Source organism: Maribacter sp. 1_2014MBL_MicDiv, assembly GCF_001865655.1.
In the GTDB taxonomy this organism is placed as follows: Bacteria; Bacteroidota; Bacteroidia; order Flavobacteriales; family Flavobacteriaceae; genus Maribacter; species Maribacter dokdonensis.
Window position 1 is genome coordinate 3,353,610 of record NZ_CP011318.1, and the last position, 21,742, is coordinate 3,375,351.

Consider the following 21,742-nt stretch of genomic DNA (forward strand, 5'->3'; position numbering starts at 1 on the left):
ACCCCCAACAATAAATTAACTATGAAGAATCTATTTATAACTTTATTTTTACTTGTAGCATCCTTTTGGACGATAAGGGGGCAACAAGATGCCCAATATACACAGTACATGTATAATACCGTTGCTGTGAACCCGGCATATGCAGGGTCAAGAGGAGTTCTTAGTATTGCAGCCTTACATCGATCACAATGGGTAGGGTTAGACGGTGCACCAACAACGCAGACCTTGAATATAAATAGCCCTATTTCTGATAGGGTAGGACTTGGGTTGTCTATCGTAAACGATGAAATAGGAAACGGTACAAACCAAGATACTTATTTTGATGCGGTATTTTCTTATACCGTACCAACATCCGAAGAAGGTAAACTATCTTTTGGGTTAAAGGCGGGCGGTCATTTTTTGAACATAGACTTTAATAGACTAAGAAATTATGATAGATCTAATGCAGCCGTTGGGCAAACCAATATAGATAACAAGTTCTCACCTAACTTTGGAGCCGGAGTTTATTACCATACGGAACAGTTTTATGCAGGACTTTCAATACCGAATTTTCTAGAAACGGAGCATTTTGATTCTGGTGGAAATAGTAATTCTTATATAGCTCAAGAAAGAATGAATTGGTATTTGATAACAGGCTATGTTTTTGATATTAATCCTGATTTAAAATTAAAACCGGCATTACTTTTTAAGGCTGTAGAAGGTGCGCCATTGCAAGCTGATCTTTCTGCAACCGTTTTACTTAATGATACATTCTCCTTGGGTGCGGCATATAGATGGGATGCAGCCATGAGTGCACTTGTAGGATTTCAGTTGAACGAAAAATTAATGTTAGGTCTTGCATATGACCGTGAAATTACCGAATTGGGAAGTACATCGTTTAACGATGGGTCATTTGAAATCTTTCTAAGATTTGAATTTTTAACCCGCTATAAAAATATATTGGCACCAAGATTCTTTTAAACCTATTAATTATGAAGTATAGAATAAATAATATAAAGTGTTTACTAGTCATAGCATTATCATTTGGCAGTATGCTTAATGCACAGGATAAGAAAACAAAAAGGGCCAAAGCGGATTTTAATAGTTATGCTTATGCAGAAGCCATTGAATCTTACGAGGAATTGGTAAAAGAAGGTTATACTTCAGAAGAGATTCATAAGAATTTGGGAGATGCATATTATCAAAAAGGAGATTATAATGCCTCAGCATATTGGTATGAGCAATTATTTGCAGAGCCACAGATAAATGTGGATACTGAATATTTGTATAAATATGCTCAGACCTTAAAATCAAGTGGGAACTACGAACTATCTAACGTTTGGATGCAAAAGTTCGCAGAACAAAAAAGAGGAGATATAAGAGCTTTTAAATTCCAGGAAAATAAAGACTATTTAGATAAAATAAAGGAAAATAGTCAAAGATATGATATAAAGAATATTCCCGTGAATTCTGCTTCTGCTGATTTTGCCCCGTCCTTTTTCGGAGAACAATTAATTTTTTCTACGGCGAGAGATACCGGTAGAATTTTAAAAAGTGTTCATAAATGGAATAATAAGCCATTTACAAATTTGTATACTACCAAAGTAACCGAGAATGGTGAATTTAGTGTTGCTGAAAGGTTGTCCAAAAAATTGAATAAAAAGACCCATGAGAGTTCTACTGCTTTTACAAAAGATGGTTCAACTGTTTACTTTACAAGAAACAATTCTAAAAATGGAAATTTTCTTAGGGATAAAGAAGGTCTAAGTAGATTAAAGATCTATAGGGCAACTTTAAATGATGGCGAATGGGAAGATATTATGGAACTTCCTTTCAACAGCGAGAATTATTCGGTAGCACACCCTACTTTAAGCAATGATGAGAGAAAACTTTACTTTGCTAGTGATATGCCAGGAACTTATGGGCAATCGGATATTTTTGTTGTTGATATCAACGAGGACGGCACTTTTGGAACACCCAAAAATTTAGGCAATGAAATAAATACAGAAAGTCGAGAAACATTTCCTTTTATTACCGAAGATGAGGTACTATATTTTGCATCTGACGGGCACCCAGGACTAGGTGGTCTAGATATATTTGCCACCAAAATTGATGATATGGATGCCTTATATATTTTAAATGTTGGGGAACCTGTAAATAGTGTGCAAGATGATTTTTCATTCATTATGGACCAAAAGTTAAAAAAAGGATATTTTGCATCTAGTAGAGAGGGTGGTGTTGGTAGTGATGATATCTATAGTTTTACAGAAACAAGACCTTCAGATCTACAATGTAGTACAGAACTTACAGGGGTGGTTAGAGATGGAAAAACAGGTGAACCTTTAAAAGATGCGGATATTAACGTATACAATAGTAAGAATGAATTAGTATCTAGTTCAAATACCAATGGTACTGGAATGTTTACCACTGAAGGCAATTGTGCAAAAGGCAACTATAAGATTTTGGCTTTCAAAAAAGATTACGAAGAAGGCGAAAAAATCGTAGTTACGGAAAAAGGTAAAGATTTCAATGATATAGAAATTATTTTAACGCAGATTGACAAATCTGCACCAGTGGGCACAGACCTTGCTAAATACTTGAACATAGATCCAATTTACTTCGACTTTGACGAGTATTTTATACGAGAAGATGCAAGTGTCAGTATTAATAAGGTATTGGTTTATTTAAATGAATTTCCATCTGTTAAGGTACAGGTACGCTCACATACAGATTCTCGTGCGAATGATGTGTACAATAAAAACCTTTCAGCAAAGAGGGCTAAGGCAACTGCAGATTATTTAATTAAAAAAGGCATATCCAGTGACCGTATTACGTATGAAGGATATGGTGAGACAGCGTTGGTAAACGACTGTAGCAACAATGTGCCTTGTAGCAAAGAAAGCCACCAATTAAATAGGCGATCAGAGTTTATAGTGGTGGAATAGAATATATAAATCTCATATATGGAAAGTGGATAGAAGCAATGCTTCTATCCACTTTTTTTTGTTTTAGTTATCGGTTAAGATGAATGTGATGTATTTATAAAAATAGTTCAGAACAATGTTAACCTAATACGATTGTCAAACATTAAATTAAAACTGAACTAAAATGAAAAGACAACTACTTCTATTTACATGCTCTTTCTACAGTATATGCTCCATTGCGCAATCTATAGACCGAAGTGTGGTTGCAAGCCAAGGAAATACCTTAGGTAATGCTGATATTTCTTTAGGGTTTACAGTAGGTGAACCTTTAGTTGGTTTAATAGCTGGGGATGGTGCTATCGATCAAGGATTTTGGACAGGTTATGGTCTTTTGATTATACCGTTAAGTCTTGAAGAAGATGATATAGAAATACTGGTATACCCCAACCCTGTTATGGAAAGTGTTACGGTTACTTCTCCTGAACATAGTATTGACGGTATGGAGCTCTTTGCCATAAACGGACAAAAAGTATCATCGCAGTTATTTGATACTGGAACTACCGAAAATGAAATTGACATGACTACACATGCCAATGGGGTCTACGTATTAAGATTATACATAGCAGAAAGAACGGAAATCAAAGAATATAAACTGATTAAAAAATAGAACTATGAAAAGAAATTACGTTTCAGTACTGGTAATAGTTGCCATGATGTGTGGCTCTTTTATACTAAATGCACAGCAGAAAAATTACATCAATTATCAAGGGGTGGTAAGAAATGCCGATAATGAATTATTGGTAGAAGAATCGGTTGAAATCGGTATAGCTTTAAAATTTGGCGCTATCAACGCACCTGTTCAATATGAAGAAAGTCATTTTATTTCGACAGATATGAATGGTGTTTTTAGTCTGCAAATTGGTAGTGGAATTAACATTAGTGGTAATTATGAGAATTTACCATGGGGTGAAGCCTCGTTTGTAGCGGTTTCTTTTAATGGTTCAGAATTGGGCACGACCGAATTAATGGCGGTGCCATACGCGATAACTTCAGGTAGTGATCAGTGGATAGTTGACGGTAATGCCATAGCGAATAAGAATATTGGTGAAGTCCGTATTACTGATGATTTACGAGTTTTTGGCGAGTTTACATTAAATGATGGTAATGCTGTGAATGAAATATCTGATGATGGAACGTTATTAGATAACAGTAGTACTATTTTACCAACACAAAAAGCTGTGAAGACCTATGTTGATAGTAGGATTGTTGGTGGTGGAGAAGCCCAAAATGCACAAGAAGTACCGTTTAATAATTCGGAATCAGGGCTAACCGCAATTAATGTTCAAGATGCTTTAGATGAACTTGTTATTGCTGGAATAGGAGGTGCTGATGATGATACGGATTCCACAAACGAGTTACAAGATATCAGTCTTTCAGGAACTAGTTTAAGTATTTCAGATGGATCTACTATAAATTTATCTTCAATTATTCCCCCGGGAGGAACGGATGATCAAAATGCTTTCGAAGTGCCCTTCGACAATACGGGAACGGGTCTTGCGGCAGCGGATACACAGGCAGCAATAGCAGAACTGGCGGCTGGCGGATTAGTTGATACGGATGATCAAGATTTATCACTTTCGGGTACTACCCTTCAAATTACAGATGGTGCTAGTGTAGATCTTTCTACTATTATCCCCCCGGGAGGTACGGATGACCAAAATGCTTCCGAAGTTCTTTTTGACAATACGGGAACGGGTCTTGCGGCAGCGGACACACAGGCGGCAATAGCTGAACTGGCAGCTGGCGGTTTGGTAGATACGGATGATCAGGATTTATCACTATCAGGTACAACCTTACAAATTACAGATGGTGCTAGTGTAGATCTTTCTACTATTATTCCCCCGGGAGGAACAGATGACCAAGAAGCATCCGAAGTTCCCTTTGACAATACAGGAACGGGTCTTGCGGCAGCGGACACACAAGCTGCAATAGCAGAATTGGCGGCTGGTGGTTTGGTAGATACGGATGATCAAGCTCTTGTTATGACTGGGGATGTGTTGAGTATTGAAGATGGTACAGGCTCGGTGGATTTAAATGATTATGTTGATGTTACAAGTGAAAGCGGATTACTTTTAGGTGATGGCACGAATATAAGCGGACTTGAAGGTACGGCAGATGGTCAAGTAGCTAAATGGGATGGAGCAACAAATAAATGGGTTGCCGGTACCGATGAAGTTGGTGGAGGGGGAGGAAGTTCCTTGTGGTCTGAAAACGAGAGTGATATTTATTTTGATAGTGGTAAAGTAGGTGTTGGCCTGACAGACCCTAATGCAATACATCATGTTCATGCGGATAGTTATCAGAGTAACTCTCTTTATACCACAGATGATACTGGAAATGCCTCAAATGATGGTATGTATGTAGGCTTGGTAAATGATTTAGGTTTAGGATTTACGGCAACTATTTCCAATCAAGAAGACGGCCCACTTATATTAGGAACTAATGGAACAAATCGTTTAATTATTACAAAAGAGGGTTATGTAGGTTTGGGTACAGCCAGCCCTATTGCAGATTTACACATTTCCAGTACCTCCACTAATCCTTTAATTCTAGAAACTTCAGCTTCTGATAATTGGTTAAGTTTTGAAAATTCCAATGGCTATATTGGCTATGCAGGTATTTATAATGGCGATAATGACATGGACTTTGGTACAGGTGGTGGAAATACTACGGGTAAGGTTAATCTTGTTACTGGTGCTTCTCCTAAGTTAACATTAATTCCTAATGGTAATGTAGGTATTGGCACGATTAATCCAACGGCCAATTTACATTTAATTGGGAATTCAAATCTAAACAAGCCATTATTAAAACTGGAAGAGGAAGGAAATGATTACGCAAGATTGGAATTTAAAAATACCGAAAGCGATGCATTTTGGCATATGGCAGCTGTAGGAGAAAATGGATTTGGTGGTGAACGAAATAGTAAAGTTAATTTTTATTTTAATAACGATCAAGGAGCTGGAAATAGAATGACAATTACAGGGGATGGCAGGGTAGGCATTAATACTAGTAATCCATCAGCAAGATTGACTATTTATCAAGATGGTCAAGCTGTAGGTAATGGTCTGAGTTTTAGTGATGGTAGTCTTAATGAAGATTGGCATATTACTCATGGTTATGGCTTAAGGTTTCATTATGGAGGCACATTAAAAGCTTTTATAAATGCAAGTACAGGGGTTTACACTGTTAGTTCCGATAGACGACTTAAAACGGATATTAAGCCTTTGCCAGGCGTTTTAGATAAAGTTTCTCTTCTTAAGCCATCAACGTATGTCTACAAGTCAGATACAACAAGATCAAAAACTTTAGGACTTGTAGCTCAAGATGTACAGCAATTATTTCCTGAGCTAGTCAGTAAAAGTAATGATGATGGTATGCTCGGAGTTAATTACTCGGGTTTTAGTGTGGTAGCGTTGCGCGCCATTCAAGAGCAACAATTTATAATAGAAGAACAATCAGAAAAAATATCAAATTTAGAAGAAAGACTTCGTAGACTAGAGGCAAAAATTGGTAAGTAAATAAGCAGTAAATTAATCTTATATTTTACTAGGTAGTTATTACAAATTCAATTCTAAACTCTTTAAGAATATCCTTAAAAACAAAAAAACCTTTCAATTGGAAAATGAAAGGTTTTTTGTGACCTGGCTGGGGCTCGAACCCAGGACCCTCTCCTTAAAAGGGAGATGCTCTACCAACTGAGCTACCAGGTCAAAATTTAAAAAGAACGTACTAGGTCAATGAGAGATTAAATCAACTCAAAGGTTTAAATAAAAAAGCCTCTTTTTTTTGAAGAGGCTAATATTTAGTTGTGACCTGGCTGGGGCTCGAACCCAGGACCCTCTCCTTAAAAGGGAGATGCTCTACCAACTGAGCTACCAGGTCAATAAGTCATTTTAGAAATTTGTTTCCCTCAATGCGGGTGCAAATATACGTCGATAACTTTATTTTGCAAGTCATTTTAGAGATAAATTTATTTTTTTTTGAAAACCCTATTATTTAGTCCAATTTTGTACAAATGAAAGAAGTTAAAATAGTTTTGGTAGGTTACATGGGAAGTGGTAAAACCACTGTGGGTAGAATTGTTGCTAACCATTTGAATGTTAATTTTTTAGATTTAGATGCTTTTATAGAGGAAGGTGAGAAAATGAGCATAGCATCTATTTTTAAAGAAAAAGGAGAGATCTATTTCAGAAAAAAAGAAATAGAATATCTCAATAAAGTTTTTTTAAAAGATGAGAGTTTTGTGCTGTCATTAGGTGGAGGTACGCCTTGTTTTGGAAATAATATGGAGTTCATAAATAGTAAGACACCTAATTCCTTTTATTTAAATGTAGGCATAAATGAGCTTGAAGAGCGTTTGGTAAAGGAAAAAGAGCATAGACCTATGATTTCTCATTTAGCGGATGATAAGTTAACTGAGTTTATTGGCATGCACTTATTTGAAAGAAGTTACTTTTATAACAAAGCGCACCATAAAATTAAAAGTAATAGGAATACCCCAACAGAAATCGCGGAGATGATCGTAAATAAATTAGTCTAAATACACCCTATCATTTTTGGTTTCAAAATGAACGTTTACATGCTCCTGTAATGAGGTGGATAGTGAAATTCCTTTATAATCCGCTTTTACAGGGTATTTTTTATGGTTTCTATTTACCAAGACTGCAGTTTTAAGCTGTTTTAAAGGTGTTTTAAGAAAATGATGAACTCCATATATCAATGTTGTACCAGAATTAAGGACATCATCTACTAATACAACGGATTTATTCACGAATTCCTCTTCGGCAATTGAGGTACGTACACCGCTTGTTAGGGGGTCTTTTTTATCCATTGACAACTTGCAAAGTACAATTTTTGCTTCAGTAATCTTCTTAAGTTTTGCCACGATTTTTTTTGCAAACTGCAGTCCTCCGCCTTCTATACCCGCTATTATAATTTCTTCTTCATAAACGTTGGCTTCATAAATTTGATAGGCTATACGTTCAATTTTATGTTGAATCTGTTGATGTGAAAGTATATTTTGTTGCATGGGTTTTTCTTAAAACAATAAAGATAGTTATGTTTTTAAAAGTATTTGCTAATCGTGAGATTCTTTACTTGAATTATCGGGCGTTTGGTTTTCTTCTTTATTTTCGTTTGAGGGAGTGTCTAAAAAGTCGTCAATATCACGACGGTCTTTTTTTGTAGGTCTTCCAATACCTTTTTTACGATAATAATCTTTAGAATATTGCAAAAGCTCATTATGTTCAAAGGCTTCTTTTGGTGTGGTATCTTTTCTATAAATATTCACCAATTTAGCACCTACACGACTGGGCGGAATGTCAAGTACCGTAAATTTGTAATCAATTTGATTTTTTCGCGCTACAATTTCATCCATTGGATATACTTCCCTACCTGGTTTGGCGGTAATACCATTTATTTTTACGTGACCTTTCTTACAGGCATTGGTGGCAATGTTTCTAGTTTTAAAATAGCGTGTACTCCACAAGAATTTGTCTATGCGCATTATGACCGGCATTTCTTTGTTAACTTCCAAACAAAAATAAGGGAAAATTGTATCTTGCGCGTTTAAAATAAATTATTGATGAAATTGAGAAATGCTTATTTGTTAATAGCTGGTTTACTAATACTGGGATCATGTAAAAATGATGATGATGCTATTGGTGAAATTGTACCGCCAAGGTTATTAAGTGAGGTTACCGAAGAGGATGATGCCGAGATAATTGAGTTTTTAAAAACGCATTTCTACAATGAAGATGAGTTTGAGACTCCACCAGAAGGATTCGATTTTAAAATAAGGTTTGATACTATTGCTGGTGAAAATAGCACTAAACGATCAATTTATGATAGTCCCAATTTAATTACACAAACAATTACGGTTGATTCTGAAGACTTGGGAAGAGAAGATGATAATGAAATTATTGATCAAACACTTTATACGTTAGTAGCTAGACAAGGTGTTGTGGAAGGGAAACCCACCATTGGTGATTTTTCTGTTTTAAGATATGAGGGGCTTTTGCTAGATGGTACTCTTTTTGACGCCTCTACAAATCAACCTATTCGTTTTAACCTTTCTTCGGTCGTGCAAGGTTTTGGTAATGGAATGAAAAATTTTCAGACAGGAAATGGTCCAATTGAAAACGGTGATGGCACGGTAAGTTATGAAGGCTATGGTATAGGTGCTATTTTTATGCCTGCGGCATTGGCTTATTTTGATTCGTCTCCAAATTCAGACGTGCCAACATATTCACCATTGATTTTTAAGGTAGATGCCTTTTCTTATGAACCAGATTCAGATTTAGATGGTGATGGTATTCCTTCGATCCTAGAGGATTTAAATGGAAATGGGAACCTTAATGATGATAATACAGATATTGATCTAGAGTCTATTTTTGCCAGATCAGCTAACCATAATGATGTTGATGATGACGGTGATGGTATATTGACTATTGATGAAATTGAGTTGGATGCCGATGGTAATTTTGTTGGCTTCCTAGATACGGATGGTGATGGTATTCCTGATCACCTGGATAATGATTTGTAGAAAAATCATTTAAAACATAAAAAAAACCTCTTAAGTGTACTTAAGAGGTTTTTTGTTATTTATTGTTTTCTTTATAACATTAAAGACAAACTCAAAATTAGCTGGTCTGGTCTGGTGTCTATTCTACTTGGACCTACATTTGTAATATTTGTATTTATAAAGGAAGCTTCGTTATCGTTAAACCCTCTTTCATACCGTAAATCAATTCCAAGTTTTCCTAAACTTACCCCAGCGCCAATATTCATTCCAACTGAAAAATCGTTTTCTACATCATCAATGGTTATTCCGTCAAATTCAGTATCTAAAATGTATTGAAAAGCTGGTCCGGCAAAAACGTGTAAAGGTCCTACAACGTTAATTCCTAAAAGTACCGGAACATCTAATTTGCTCATGTCAAAATCTGCTCCATCATAATCAGATTTTGTTTTGGTATATACCAATTCTGGTCTCAAGTATACTTTTGATGCTCCAATTTTCCCAAAAACACCAAGATGGTATCCTATGTTTCTATCCGGGTTTCTTGCTGCATCTCCAACAGATTCAAAATAATCTCCGTTCGCACTGTAATTTAATCCCCCTTTAATTCCAAATCCAGAATCGCTTTGGGCAATCCCATAAAATCCAGAAAGAGCTAAAAAAGCTGCTAAAATTGTTTTTTTCATATCGTTGTTGTTTTATGTGAAACTCGTATCAAATACAATACCAGAAGTTTCATTTCTCGTTATACCATGAGAACGGAGGTAAAATATCTTTATTGTTTTACTATTCAATTGGGTCAATTTCAATTCATTTAAAGCAAAAATGAGGGTAATGTAATTTAATTTGTTGATGAACATCTTTGCTTTTTATTAAGTTTTTACCACCAACAGTTCATTATATTTGCAGCTAGAATTAGAAAGTTTGAAATTTACATTACATACTACAGATACACAATCAAAAGCTAGGGCAGGAACTGTCGTTACTGATCATGGCGTAATTGAAACTCCAATTTTTATGCCTGTGGGTACGGTTGCCTCGGTTAAAGGTGTGCACCAGAAAGAATTAAAAGAAGAAATAAACCCAGATATTATTTTGGGCAACACCTATCATTTATTTCTTCGTCCTAAAACAGATATTTTAAAAAAAGCGGGCGGATTACATAAATTTATGGGCTGGGATAGAAATATTCTTACCGATAGCGGAGGGTATCAAGTATATTCTCTATCAGGCAATAGAAAGATAAAGGAGGAAGGCGTAAAATTTAAATCGCATATAGATGGGTCTATGCATTTGTTTACACCTGAGAATGTCATGGAAATTCAGCGAGTGATAGGTGCAGATATTATCATGGCTTTTGATGAATGTACACCCTATCCTTGTGAGTATAATTATGCCAAGCGTTCTATGCACATGACGCATAGGTGGCTAGATAGATGTATAAACCATTTGGAGAAAACTCCATTTGAATATGATTATGCGCAAACCTTTTTTCCTATTGTGCAAGGGTCAACTTATAAAGACCTTAGACGACAATCTGCTGAATATATTGCAAATGCAGGCGCTGAGGGTAATGCAATTGGAGGACTGTCCGTTGGTGAACCAGCGGAGGAAATGTATGGTATGACAGAGGTGGTCTGTAAAATTTTACCAGAAGACAAACCAAGGTATCTAATGGGAGTAGGTACCCCTATTAATATATTGGAGAATATTGCCTTGGGTATAGATATGTTCGATTGTGTAATGCCTACAAGAAACGCTAGAAACGGAATGTTGTTCACAGCGCATGGTACAATCAACATAAAGAACAAAAAGTGGGAAGATGACTTCTCCCCAATTGATGAAATGGGCACTACATTTGTGGATCATGAGTATTCTAAGGCATATTTAAGACATTTGTTTGCCGCCAATGAGTATTTAGGTAAGCAAATAGCAACAATTCATAACTTAGGGTTTTATATGTGGTTGGTGCGCGAAGCTCGTAAACATATCATAGCAGGTGATTTTAGAACTTGGAAAGATATGATGGTAAAACAAATGGATAAAAGGCTATAATGCTATCAATAATAGATAAATACATTCTAAAGCGGTATCTGGCAACTTTTTCGTTGATGCTTTTGTTGTTCATTCCCATTGGTATAATGGTGAATTTGGCAGAGCAGATCGGTAAAATGATCGATAATGAAGCCCCGCTGGATGAAATTGTTATGTACTATGTGAACTTTACCATTTACATAGGCAATCTATTATTTCCTATTTTCCTGTTTCTTTCGGTAATATTTTTTACTTCTAAACTTGCTAATAACACAGAAATTGTTGCCATATTAAGTTCCGGGGTGTCTTACGGTCGGTTTTTAAGACCTTATATCATAGGGGCTTCTATGATTGCGGTACTCATGTTCTTTATGACCATGTTCATTGTACCCAATGCCAGTGTAGGTTTCAATGAATTTAAATACAAATACTTAAAGAAGGGAAAACAAGATAGGGTAACCAACAACATATTTAATCAGTTGAACGAAACGGATTTTATATATGTGAGTAGTTTTGATCCGGCACGTCAATTGGGACACAACTTTACTTTTGAGCGCTTTAAGGAGAATAATGAACTGGATTTTAAGATTTCTGCAGCCAATATTCGTTGGGTAGACAAAGATTCTAGCTACCGCTTAACATCGTACAAAAAACGAACGGTTTTAGGTGATACGGCAATTATAGAAAGTAAACGTAGGTTAGATACCATATTTGCTTTTGATATAGGTGATCTTACGCCTGTTTCTTATGTGGCCGAGACAAAAAATCTTTTTGAACTGGATACTTTTATCAAGGATCAGAGAAGAAAAGGGGCTTCTAATATAAATACATATGTACTGGTTAAATATAAAAGATGGGCATTGCCTTTAACTGCTTTTATTTTAACGATAATAGCCGTATCGGTTTCATCTGTAAAAAGACGTGGTGGTATGGGAGCAAACTTAGCCTTTGGTATTTTAATTGCTTTTATATTTATCTTTTTTGATAAGGTATTTGGGACTTTGGCAGAGCAGTCTGGTTTTTCTCCATTGCTCGCCGTAATAATCCCTAATGTAGTATTTGGATGTTTGGCTTTTTATCTACTTCAAAATGCAAAAAGATAGAATATTAAATCTACTGCATTTACATTTCATTGTCTTTATTTGGGGCTTTACCGCTATTTTAGGTAAGTTGATTACAATTGATTCTTTACCATTGGTTTGGGTCAGAATGGGGTTGGCAACACTTTTTATTGTGGTTTATTTATTGTTTGCGAAGTTTAGTATAAAAATTTCAAGAAAAACATTTTGGTGGTTGCTGGGTGGTGGCGTTGTGGTAGCATTACATTGGGTAACTTTCTTTTTGGCAATAAAGGTTTCTACGGTATCGGTAGCTCTTGCTATGATGTCTACAGGTGCTTTTTTTACGGCATTAATGGAGCCCTTTTGGTATAAACGTAAAATTATAGGGTACGAGATTTTTTTCGGGCTTTTGGTGGTAGTAGGGCTTTATTTAATATTTAAAGTTGAGGCGCAATATGTATTTGGTATGACCATAGCATTGATATCTGCTTTTTTGGCCGCAGTGTTTTCGTTGATCAATGGTAAATTGGTTCAGAACCATAGACCCTCTGTTATTTCTTTCTATGAATTGGGAGTAGGGGTTTTATTTTTGTCCATCGTTTTAATTGCTAAAGGAGATTGGAATATGTCCTTGGTTGTTTTACCTACTTCAGATTGGATCTATTTGTCCATTTTAGCTGTTATATGTACTGCCTATGCGTTCATAGCTTCGGTCAAGGTGATGAAGATTTTAACGCCATATACAGTTATGCTTACCACAAATTTAGAACCTGTGTACGGTATTTTGCTAGCATGGTTTATATTTGGCTCTGAAGAAAAAATGAAACCTATGTTTTATGTGGGAGCCTTAATTATACTCAGTACCGTCATTGCGAACGGTATTTTGAAACAAAGAGCAAATATTAAAAAAAGGGTACCCAAGATTTAGGTATTAAAGTTTTATCTTTGAGCCGCAACTAAAGAAACTTTATTGAAATATGGAATATTTGGATTTTGAACTTCCTATTAAAGAATTGGAAGAGCAATTGGACAAGTGCATGGTAATTGGTGAAGAAAGTGATGTAGATGTTACTGAGACCTGTAAGCAGATAGAAAAGAAACTTTCTGATACCAGAAAGGAGATTTATAAGAACTTAACTGCTTGGCAGCGCGTACAGTTGTCAAGACACCCAAATAGACCTTACACTTTAGATTATATCAAAGCTATATGTGGCGATACCTTTTTAGAGCTGCACGGTGACCGTACCGTAAAAGATGATAAGGCCATGATCGGTGGTTTAGGTAAAATTGGTGATCAGAGTTATATGTTCGTTGGTCAGCAAAAAGGGTATAATACCAAAACTCGTCAGTACAGAAATTTTGGTATGGCCAACCCAGAAGGGTATAGAAAGGCATTGCGTTTAATGAAATCTGCTGAAAAATTTCAGGTTCCTGTGGTATGTTTGGTAGATACTCCGGGTGCATACCCAGGTATTGAAGCAGAAGAAAGAGGGCAAGGTGAAGCCATTGCAAGAAATATACTTGAAATGACTCGTTTAAAAGTGCCAGTTATAGTTGTTATTATCGGTGAAGGTGCATCTGGTGGAGCTTTGGGAATAGGTGTTGGAGATAAGGTGTTAATGTTAGAGAATACTTGGTATTCGGTAATTTCACCAGAGTCTTGCTCTTCTATTTTATGGAGAAGCTGGGAGTATAAGGAAAGAGCTGCAGAAGCTTTGAAATTGACTGCTACCGATATGAAAAAATTAAAGCTAATTGATGAAATTATTCGCGAACCTGCAGGTGGTGCCCATGCCAACAGACCTAAAACTTTTGAAACGGTGAAAAATAAAATTTCTTCTCATTTTGAAGATCTTCAAAAGTTATCACCAAAAGAACTGGTAAATCAACGCATGGAAAAATATGCACAAATGGGCGTTTTCAACGGCTAATCTGCATTTTAGGCTTCTTAAAAATATACCGAGGATTTTATTCCTCGGTTTTTTTATGTTATCAACAGAAAATTGTAACTTATTAACAGTCAATTGTTAGTCAACTGTGAACATCGAAATCTATGTTTTTCACGTTAACTAAAGGTTAATTGTATACTTTCGCATTATGGAGAACACAAAACCTTTTGTTGGTCGTAAGATCGACAAATCTACTATTATAAACCTTGAGAAAGGTAAAATACCACCACAAGCCGTTGATTTAGAGGAGGTTGTGCTTGGTGCTATGATGATAGATAAAAAGGGTGTCGATGAAGTTATCGATATTTTGCACCCCGATGTTTTCTATAAAGATGCTCATAGGTTCATCTATGAAGCTATCTTTATTTTGTTTGAAGAATCACAACCTGTAGATTTATTAACCGTTTCTTCCCAATTGAAGAAATCTGGCAAATTAGAAGTTTGTGGAGGTGATTTTTACCTTATAAAACTGACCCAAAAAGTAGCATCTTCGGCGCATATTGAGTTTCATGCCCGTATTATACTTCAAAAATATATTCAACGTAGTCTTATTAAGATATCCGGTGAGATAATTGAAGAGGCCTACGATGAAGCTACAGATGTTTTTGACTTATTGGATACTGCTGAAGCAAAACTTTATGATGTTACCCAAGGTAACTTAAAACGATCTGCAGAGACCGCTCAGGATTTGGTGATCCAAGCAAAAAAGCGAATAGAGGAGATTGCTGGTAAAGAGGGTATGAGTGGTATACCTTCTGGTTTTGACAAACTAGATAAACTTACCTCAGGATGGCAGCCAAGTGATTTGATCATTGTAGCGGCAAGACCTGGTATGGGTAAAACGGCATTAACCTTGTCTATGGCAAGGAATATGGCGGTAAACTCAAATATGCCGGTAGCCTTCTTTTCACTGGAAATGTCATCGGTACAGCTTATTACCAGGTTAATTTCATCTGAAACAGGGTTGTCTTCAGAAAAATTGAGAACCGGTAAACTAGAAAAACACGAGTGGGAGCAGTTGAACGTAAAGGTGAAATCATTGGAAAAGGCACCTTTGTTTATTGATGATACCCCGTCACTTTCTATTTTCGATTTACGTGCCAAAGCAAGAAGATTGGCTTCTCAGCATGGCATTAAAATGATCATGATCGATTACTTGCAATTAATGACAGCTGGTGGTAGTCAAAAAGGAGGAAACAGGGAACAAGAAATTTCTACTATTTCTAGAAACTTAAAAGCCCTTGCAAAGGAATTGAACGTGCCGGTAATTGCACTATCTCAATTATCTCGTGCGGTAGAAACACGTGGTGGCAGTAAAAGACCGGTATTATCAGATTTGAGGGAATCTGGTGCAATTGAGCAAGATGCAGATATTGTATCATTTATTTATAGACCAGAATACTATAAGATTGAAGAGTGGGATGATGAAGAGCATACACCAACTCAAGGTCAGGCAGAATTTATTGTAGCTAAACACCGTAATGGTGGACTAGAGAATATTAGACTTAAGTTTATCGGTAATCAAGGTAAGTTCGACAACCTTGATGATTTTGACTCTCCTTTTGAATTTCAATCGAAAATGAACGCAAACGAAGAGAATCCGTTCGCAACTAAAAATTTACCAAGTGCAGATGACGCTTTTGGCAGTAGTATGAACAATAGTCCAGATTTTGAAGAGGATAATGATGTACCGTTCTAAGTTTTGGTTCAATTAATATTTTTAAAAAAGTCCTCGTTTAGAGGACTTTTTTTATTTTGTTGCAATTGTTTTTCATTACTGTTCGTTATCTTAACTATAAAGGCTTTAACAAGTTCTTGGTTATTCTACCTTATTATTTGCTCTATCTTTGAGTGAATGAAATTAATAATATGTCTAAAATTGTAAGTTCAATTTTCTTTCTTTTACTATCGGTACAAGTATTTGCTTCATCTATTTTAATACCTATGGATGCCGATACTCAAAAAAATCATTTAAAAGCATACGGCATAACCTATTGGGTTTTGTCCAAACAGCAAAAAGTACAATGGTTACTGAATTACAGAGGCGGTTCTTTTTTATTGCCGGATGGGGAAAGTATTAGAAAAGAATGTCAAATAAGGGGAGTTAGTTTTGAAATAATTTCTGATGGACAGGCTAATGCCATTTTGGATGAAATTAGTAGCCCATCAAAAAATCAAGATGCTGTTATATTGGAAAAAGCTCCACGTATTGCGGTGTATTCCCCTAAGGATAAACAACCTTGGGATGATGCCGTAACAATGGCTTTGACCTATGCAGAAATACCTTATACCACCATTTATGACGAAGAGGTACTTGGGGATAAACTAGCTTTATATGATTGGTTGCATTTGCACCATGAAGATTTTACCGGTCAGTATGGTAAATTTTATGGCGCGTATAGAGCAACCCCATGGTATATAGAAGGTAAGAAAAATGCCGAAAAATTGGCTAAAAAGTTAGGTTACGATAAGGTTTCAGAAGAAAAAAGAGCTGTAGCATTAAAGATTAGAAATTATGTGATCGGCGGTGGTTTTATGTTTGCCATGTGCTCCGCTACAGATAGTTTTGATATTGCTTTGGCGGCAGATGGTATAGATATAGTTGAACCTATGTTCGATGGCGATGCGTCTGATCCAAATTACCAGGCTAATTTAGATTATGGTAAAACCTTTGCGTTCACAGATTTTATATTGGAACGTAGCCCTCTTAAATATGAATTTTCTACTATTGATATGACCAGTAAAAGGGGAAATGTGCCTAAGGAGTCAGATTATTTTTCTTTGATGGATTTTTCTGCAAAATGGGACCCTGTGCCTACTATGTTATGTCAGAACCATACTTCTTTGGTAAAAGGATTCATGGGGCAAACAACTGCCTTTACACGCTCTGAAATAAAGCCGACTGTTTTAGTGTTAGGTGAGAATAAAATAAACGAGGAAGCAAGATACATTCACGGCATTAAAGGAAAGGGATTCTTTACTTTTTATGGCGGACATGATCCTGAAGATTATCAACATAGGGTAGGGGACCCAAAAACGGAATTGGAGTTGCACCCAACTTCGCCAGGATATCGTTTAATATTGAATAACGTTTTGTTTCCTGCAGCAAAAAAGAAAAAACAAAAGACCTAATTTTTATTTTAAGAGGTATCCAAAAAAAATACCATTACCGGTAATAGCCGATAATGGTATTTTAAAACTGTTAATTTTAAAGATTACCAAGCGCCAATGAAATGACTACCTGTGGAATTGATTAATTCCGCACCTTTGGTTACTTCACCGGTCTCAGTTTCTACAATGTAAATGTTTCCATTTTGACCAACTGGAGCTTGAGTAAGATAGATTTCTGTTCCATCAACAGCATACCCTTGGTATTGAAACAATTCAAAATCTACTTCATAAGGAATATCATTGATTAAGGTTGCTGTCTTTGCGTTCAAATCAACTAAGGCAAAAAAGCTTTCCCCTCTACCGGAAATACCTTCTGCAGACCCATCATGACGGTAAGCTAAAACAGCTTTACCATTGGCAGCAGGTCTCCAGGCTAAAACATAAGCACCGGTAACACCTAAAGCAGCATCTAGATTAAAATCATAAGAATCATCATATAAATTGTCTGCTCCAATTTTTAGGATATGAGAACCTTCTGGGTCACTTTGATTGGCTTGATAAACACTTCCGTTGTATTCAAAAGCGTTAATGCTACGGTAACCATTAGTGTTTCCATGTCCTACTGTAGAAGTGATTATTGTAGGGTTTTCCAAAGAAGGATAATCTACTACTATCGTTTTAGAACCTAAAATCTCATAATCGCTATCACTTTCAAGATCAGCTGCATTTTCTTCATCTCTAGTTAAAGTTGCAGGATCAACTTTATTCATACGAGCTCCAATGTATAATTTGTCTCCGGCGGCATTTAATGTTGGCATATCAATTCTGCCAATGTAATACCCTTGAGATTCTAATTCTTCACCTATAGACAAATCAATTTGTTGGAAGTTGTTGATTTGGGAATCTACCAAATCTAATGTCACTATGCCTACGGTTTGGCTTGTACGAACATAAGAATCATCTGTTACATCATCAGGAGTACCATTATCATCAACAATATGTTCAATATCTACCCTTACTGCACAGCCAGTTTTATCGCCATCAAATAATTTAATCCATCTAGGAGCAGTACCTACATATTCTGCAATACTAATTTCTGACCCTGTTTGTTCAAAATCTTGTCCTCCATTTACAATGTATTTGGTGTAATTACCACCGGTATCACCAGCGTAACTAATGTTGAATATGGTATTGCCATCTTCTGAAGCTTGTAATCTTGCCGTTCTGTTAGATGGTGCTATAAAACCATTATTAAATGGGTCTATTTGTACCGTTGGGTCTTTGGCATCTTCACTAGTAACAGCATAAATTAATGTTCCACCGTTACCATCTCCAGGTTCTTCACCCATTTTAGCCCCGGCAATAGTTATCCATCTTGAAGCTACTTCTGCTTCTTCCTCTATCTCTTCTTGCTCTTCCTCTTCTTGTTCAGTTTCTGGAGTTACAGTGTCATCATCGCTACTACAAGAAGCCATAAACCCTACTGCAGCTATAGCAATGGCAAATGATTTTAAATTTAATAATGGTCGTTTCATAATATATTCTATTTAGATATTTAAAAATTATTGATTATGTAATTCAGTTTTAGATAAAATGCTCTTCCTGGTTTTTGCACCCGTAAATTGTCATAGGCAACTTCATCAAATACGTTTTTGACATCAAGGCTTATAGAAACCCTTTTATTTGGAAACACGTAACTACATCCAAAATCTTGAATAAATTGAGTTGGAATTAAAAACTCTTCTAAACCTGCCACATTAGTACCTTGTTCTTCTTTATAGGAGAATTCATCTGTGAAGTAAGCATTGTAAAAAAGATTAAAACGTGCTGTATTTTGAATAAAATTATTGAATGAATACCGTAGCGAAGTGTTCATTGTAAACAAGGGAACATTTGGAGAGTTTACAATATTATCTTGAAGATTTTTTCTTTGAAGCGTTAGTTTGGACAGGTTGAAATTAAATCCAAAGTTGTTCTTAAAGTTATAGCTGATTTCTGCTTCTACCCCTTTAGAAGTGGTTTCCCTATCAAAATTTCCATATTGAATAGTTTCTCCTAGTTCTTGGTTATCCTGAGCATCACCGGGAAAACCAATTAAATTTTGAATTTTTCGAGAAAATAGATTAGTAGAAACCGTAAGTGCGTGATTTTTTATGTTGAACCTTCCGAATCTAAAACCGAGGTTATAATTATTGCTGGTTTCTGGTTCAATGGTAAGGTTGGGTTCAATATTTTCTCCTGCATCACCAAATACTTCGTTCTCATTTGGTAGACGAATAGCTTTTTCAGCAGAGGTGAGAATATTAAGCTTTTTTATAAGCAGATAAGAAATTGCATACCCGTAACCATTATAATCTTTATTGCTTTGGTAAACTTCATCAATAACCTCTGTGGCGTTGCTGTTGAACCTCGGAAATGTATTTAATACCTTTTGTCGATAGTGCTTACCGAAGAGATTCACTTTTAATTTATCATCAATAGCATTTAGCTCATAACTTAAAGAGTATATATTTTTGTAGATATCACTGGTTTGTTGAAAAGTGTTTTCTAAAAGTGATATCATTTCATCACTATCTTCCCGGTCAAGTCCGCTGTAGACGTGGTTTAGAAATACTTTATGGTTTTTATTTATTTCATAAGAAATTCCTGTTCTTATAGAAGCAACTTTCCTGTTGATGTTAAGTAGTGTTGGTCCGCCTTCTTGTTGGGATCCCCAAGAATATTCAAATTCATCGCCTTTGTAGTCTATAGCTCTATTTCCGGTCCAGCTATATGCTTCGGCGGTGGTGTCATTCAAAATACGATTTCTCTCCCCAAATAAACCGGTAACATTTACATCTAAACCTTTAAAAAAGATATCTTTTTTAAGATATGTCAAATTAGCCAACAACGCATCGGACTCTAGAAATCTGCCTTTATACGGTATTTTAGTAACAAAAGCACCGTGTTGCACTTCTTTGTAATCATCGGAACCTGTAACGCCAATAAAAAATTGATCCGCCCACTTTACGTCAGTATAACCTGCCTGTATTGTTCCTCCGGTAGACCTATAAGCATCATTAAATCTTTTTGCTGTAATAAGTGTTTCAACACCTCCTAGACCTTTATCTACAATATTTCTTCCGCTAATTTCATAATCATTGTCAGAATAATTATGAAAACCAGAGGCTTTGACGGTAAAACCAGATTTATCAAAACGATACAACCCGTTAATGCTGGCTTGTAATGTATTAAACGATCCATAAGACACGGAAGCATTTAAATTATTACGTGCGCCTTTTTTCATTACAATGTTTATGGCTCCACCTAGTGCATCATCAGCCAAATGTCCGGGAATCACTCCCTTGTAAACTTCAATGTTTTCTATCATTGAAGGAGGAATACTGTTCAAACTAAAAGAAGAACCGTACATAGAAATGGGTATGCCGTCAATAAAAATACTAATCGAATTTCCTGATAACCCATTTAAAGAGTATTCTACATTAGAACCAAGTCCGCCGTTTTGTCTAATTTTTACACCAACAGTAGTGTTTAATAATTCATTGGTCTGAATATTTCTAATACTGGCTTCTTCAGTTTTTATGGCATTAACAGCAAAACCTTTGGTTTCTATCTCCGTCTCTTTAGATTTGCCGTTAACATTGACTTCGTCTAGGTTTTCAACACTTTCCGATAACTTATAATTGATTGTAATTTTCTTTTTACTACTGGTAATTTCAACGGTTTTAAAAAGTGTTCTATAACCAATAAAAGAAACAACAACATTGTGTTTTCCTTGTGGTACATTTTCAATGAGGAAGCTACCGTTGTCGTCTGTTAAAACGCCTAGTTTAAGACCCTCTATCATCACAGTTGCAAAAGCTAAAGGATTGTTGTAATCGTCTTTAACAGTTCCTGAAATAGAACTAAGTAACTCTTGAGAATGAACAGATGCAAAGAGTAATATAAAAATGACGGTAAAATGGTTTTTCATTTGGTTTAAAAAAGGTTACTATCTTTATTAAGATTTAGTCTAAATAAATTAGTTTTGCAAATCTAAATAAGGAATGAAAAGACAAGTGCCGAGAAAGGAATTTAAACATACGCAAAAGGAAGTATTGGTTT

General features: G+C 35.8%; 17 protein-coding genes and 2 tRNA genes. 12 read left to right on the forward strand and 7 right to left on the reverse strand.

Annotated features, from left to right (window positions below; translation table 11 throughout):
* Positions 1–21 precede the first annotated feature (21 nt).
* The 4 genes from YQ22_RS14110 to YQ22_RS14125 all read left to right on the forward strand — a co-directional run bounded on the left by YQ22_RS14110 (position 22) and on the right by YQ22_RS14125 (position 6,481).
* Complete coding sequence (locus YQ22_RS14110) at positions 22–960, forward strand: PorP/SprF family type IX secretion system membrane protein (RefSeq protein ID WP_071341707.1); 939 nt, start codon at positions 22–24, stop codon at positions 958–960.
* A gap of 11 nt (positions 961–971) precedes the next feature.
* Entirely contained in the window at positions 972–2,924 is a 1,953-nt protein-coding gene (locus YQ22_RS14115; protein WP_071341708.1) for an OmpA family protein, read from the forward strand.
* A 163-nt stretch (positions 2,925–3,087) separates the two neighbouring features.
* Positions 3,088–3,570 (forward strand): T9SS type A sorting domain-containing protein, encoded by a 483-nt coding sequence (locus tag YQ22_RS14120; protein ID WP_083414263.1) that lies wholly within the window; start codon positions 3,088–3,090, stop codon positions 3,568–3,570.
* 4 nt (positions 3,571–3,574) lie between these two features.
* A complete protein-coding gene (locus YQ22_RS14125; RefSeq protein WP_071341710.1) occupies positions 3,575–6,481 on the forward strand; it encodes a tail fiber domain-containing protein in 2,907 nt (968 codons plus the stop codon).
* Positions 6,482–6,600: 119 nt separating this feature from the next.
* On the opposite strand, the gene YQ22_RS14130 is transcribed toward YQ22_RS14125, so the two are convergent.
* Both YQ22_RS14130 and YQ22_RS14135 read right to left on the reverse strand, forming a co-directional pair.
* A tRNA-Lys gene (locus YQ22_RS14130) sits at positions 6,601–6,673 on the reverse strand.
* A 99-nt stretch (positions 6,674–6,772) separates the two neighbouring features.
* A tRNA-Lys gene (locus tag YQ22_RS14135) sits at positions 6,773–6,845 on the reverse strand.
* 133 nt (positions 6,846–6,978) lie between these two features.
* Here YQ22_RS14135 and YQ22_RS14140 point away from each other — a divergent pair.
* Positions 6,979–7,503, forward strand: a complete 525-nt coding sequence (locus YQ22_RS14140) for a shikimate kinase (protein ID WP_071341711.1) — start codon at positions 6,979–6,981, stop codon at positions 7,501–7,503.
* Here YQ22_RS14140 and YQ22_RS14145 read toward each other — a convergent pair.
* The gene (locus YQ22_RS14145; RefSeq protein WP_058103403.1) at positions 7,495–7,992 is read right to left on the reverse strand and encodes a phosphoribosyltransferase family protein; all 498 of its coding nucleotides are present in this window, start codon (positions 7,990–7,992) and stop codon (positions 7,495–7,497) included. The genes YQ22_RS14140 and YQ22_RS14145 overlap by 9 nt on opposite strands.
* Before the next feature lie 48 nt (positions 7,993–8,040).
* Entirely contained in the window at positions 8,041–8,469 is a 429-nt protein-coding gene (locus tag YQ22_RS14150; protein WP_071341712.1) for an RNA-binding S4 domain-containing protein, read from the reverse strand.
* Positions 8,470–8,547: 78 nt separating this feature from the next.
* Here YQ22_RS14150 and YQ22_RS14155 point away from each other — a divergent pair, with 78 nt between their 5' ends.
* Positions 8,548–9,507, forward strand: a complete 960-nt coding sequence (locus tag YQ22_RS14155; protein ID WP_058103401.1) for an FKBP-type peptidyl-prolyl cis-trans isomerase — start codon at positions 8,548–8,550, stop codon at positions 9,505–9,507.
* A gap of 71 nt (positions 9,508–9,578) precedes the next feature.
* On the opposite strand, the gene YQ22_RS14160 is transcribed toward YQ22_RS14155, so the two are convergent.
* On the reverse strand, positions 9,579–10,169 hold the full coding sequence (locus YQ22_RS14160) for a porin family protein (RefSeq protein WP_058103400.1): 591 nt from the start codon (positions 10,167–10,169) through the stop codon (positions 9,579–9,581).
* 238 nt (positions 10,170–10,407) lie between these two features.
* On the opposite strand from YQ22_RS14160, the gene tgt reads away from it, so the two are divergent.
* The 6 genes from tgt to YQ22_RS14190 all read left to right on the forward strand — a co-directional run bounded on the left by tgt (position 10,408) and on the right by YQ22_RS14190 (position 17,659).
* Positions 10,408–11,538 (forward strand): tRNA guanosine(34) transglycosylase Tgt, encoded by a 1,131-nt coding sequence (gene tgt / locus YQ22_RS14165; RefSeq protein WP_071342603.1) that lies wholly within the window; start codon positions 10,408–10,410, stop codon positions 11,536–11,538.
* On the forward strand, positions 11,538–12,620 hold the full coding sequence (locus YQ22_RS14170) for an LptF/LptG family permease (RefSeq protein ID WP_058103399.1): 1,083 nt from the start codon (positions 11,538–11,540) through the stop codon (positions 12,618–12,620). Before tgt ends, YQ22_RS14170 begins: the two co-directional genes overlap by 1 nt.
* Positions 12,607–13,506, forward strand: a complete 900-nt coding sequence (locus YQ22_RS14175) for a DMT family transporter (RefSeq protein WP_071341713.1) — start codon at positions 12,607–12,609, stop codon at positions 13,504–13,506. Before YQ22_RS14170 ends, YQ22_RS14175 begins: the two co-directional genes overlap by 14 nt.
* A 49-nt stretch (positions 13,507–13,555) precedes the next feature.
* Positions 13,556–14,509 (forward strand): acetyl-CoA carboxylase carboxyltransferase subunit alpha, encoded by a 954-nt coding sequence (locus YQ22_RS14180; RefSeq protein WP_071341714.1) that lies wholly within the window; start codon positions 13,556–13,558, stop codon positions 14,507–14,509.
* Between the two features lie 166 nt (positions 14,510–14,675).
* Positions 14,676–16,226, forward strand: a complete 1,551-nt coding sequence (gene dnaB / locus YQ22_RS14185; RefSeq protein WP_058103396.1) for a replicative DNA helicase — start codon at positions 14,676–14,678, stop codon at positions 16,224–16,226.
* A 170-nt stretch (positions 16,227–16,396) separates the two neighbouring features.
* Positions 16,397–17,659, forward strand: a complete 1,263-nt coding sequence (locus YQ22_RS14190; RefSeq protein ID WP_071341715.1) for an asparagine synthetase B — start codon at positions 16,397–16,399, stop codon at positions 17,657–17,659.
* A gap of 83 nt (positions 17,660–17,742) precedes the next feature.
* Here the strand turns inward: YQ22_RS14190 and YQ22_RS14195 are convergent, their stop codons facing one another.
* Both YQ22_RS14195 and YQ22_RS14200 read right to left on the reverse strand, forming a co-directional pair.
* Positions 17,743–19,173, reverse strand: a complete 1,431-nt coding sequence (locus YQ22_RS14195) for a hypothetical protein (RefSeq protein WP_058103394.1) — start codon at positions 19,171–19,173, stop codon at positions 17,743–17,745.
* A gap of 20 nt (positions 19,174–19,193) precedes the next feature.
* The gene (locus YQ22_RS14200; protein WP_071341716.1) at positions 19,194–21,611 is read right to left on the reverse strand and encodes a TonB-dependent receptor; all 2,418 of its coding nucleotides are present in this window, start codon (positions 21,609–21,611) and stop codon (positions 19,194–19,196) included.
* Positions 21,612–21,742 lie beyond the last annotated feature (131 nt).

Bases quoted from the DNA above. Each gene is read 5' to 3' on its own strand.
- YQ22_RS14110 (WP_071341707.1), top strand. From the start codon at position 22: ATGAAGAATCTATTTATAACTTTATTTTTACTTGTAGCATCCTTTTGG.
- YQ22_RS14115 (WP_071341708.1), top strand. From the start codon at position 972: ATGAAGTATAGAATAAATAATATAAAGTGTTTACTAGTCATAGCATTA.
- YQ22_RS14120 (WP_083414263.1), top strand. From the start codon at position 3,088: ATGAAAAGACAACTACTTCTATTTACATGCTCTTTCTACAGTATATGC.
- YQ22_RS14125 (WP_071341710.1), top strand. From the start codon at position 3,575: ATGAAAAGAAATTACGTTTCAGTACTGGTAATAGTTGCCATGATGTGT.
- YQ22_RS14140 (WP_071341711.1), top strand. From the start codon at position 6,979: ATGAAAGAAGTTAAAATAGTTTTGGTAGGTTACATGGGAAGTGGTAAA.
- YQ22_RS14145 (WP_058103403.1), bottom strand. From the start codon at position 7,992: ATGCAACAAAATATACTTTCACATCAACAGATTCAACATAAAATTGAA.
- YQ22_RS14150 (WP_071341712.1), bottom strand. From the start codon at position 8,469: ATGCGCATAGACAAATTCTTGTGGAGTACACGCTATTTTAAAACTAGA.
- YQ22_RS14155 (WP_058103401.1), top strand. From the start codon at position 8,548: ATGAAATTGAGAAATGCTTATTTGTTAATAGCTGGTTTACTAATACTG.
- YQ22_RS14160 (WP_058103400.1), bottom strand. From the start codon at position 10,169: ATGAAAAAAACAATTTTAGCAGCTTTTTTAGCTCTTTCTGGATTTTAT.
- YQ22_RS14170 (WP_058103399.1), top strand. From the start codon at position 11,538: ATGCTATCAATAATAGATAAATACATTCTAAAGCGGTATCTGGCAACT.
- YQ22_RS14175 (WP_071341713.1), top strand. From the start codon at position 12,607: ATGCAAAAAGATAGAATATTAAATCTACTGCATTTACATTTCATTGTC.
- YQ22_RS14180 (WP_071341714.1), top strand. From the start codon at position 13,556: ATGGAATATTTGGATTTTGAACTTCCTATTAAAGAATTGGAAGAGCAA.
- dnaB (WP_058103396.1), top strand. From the start codon at position 14,676: ATGGAGAACACAAAACCTTTTGTTGGTCGTAAGATCGACAAATCTACT.
- YQ22_RS14190 (WP_071341715.1), top strand. From the start codon at position 16,397: ATGTCTAAAATTGTAAGTTCAATTTTCTTTCTTTTACTATCGGTACAA.
- YQ22_RS14195 (WP_058103394.1), bottom strand. From the start codon at position 19,173: ATGAAACGACCATTATTAAATTTAAAATCATTTGCCATTGCTATAGCT.
- YQ22_RS14200 (WP_071341716.1), bottom strand. From the start codon at position 21,611: ATGAAAAACCATTTTACCGTCATTTTTATATTACTCTTTGCATCTGTT.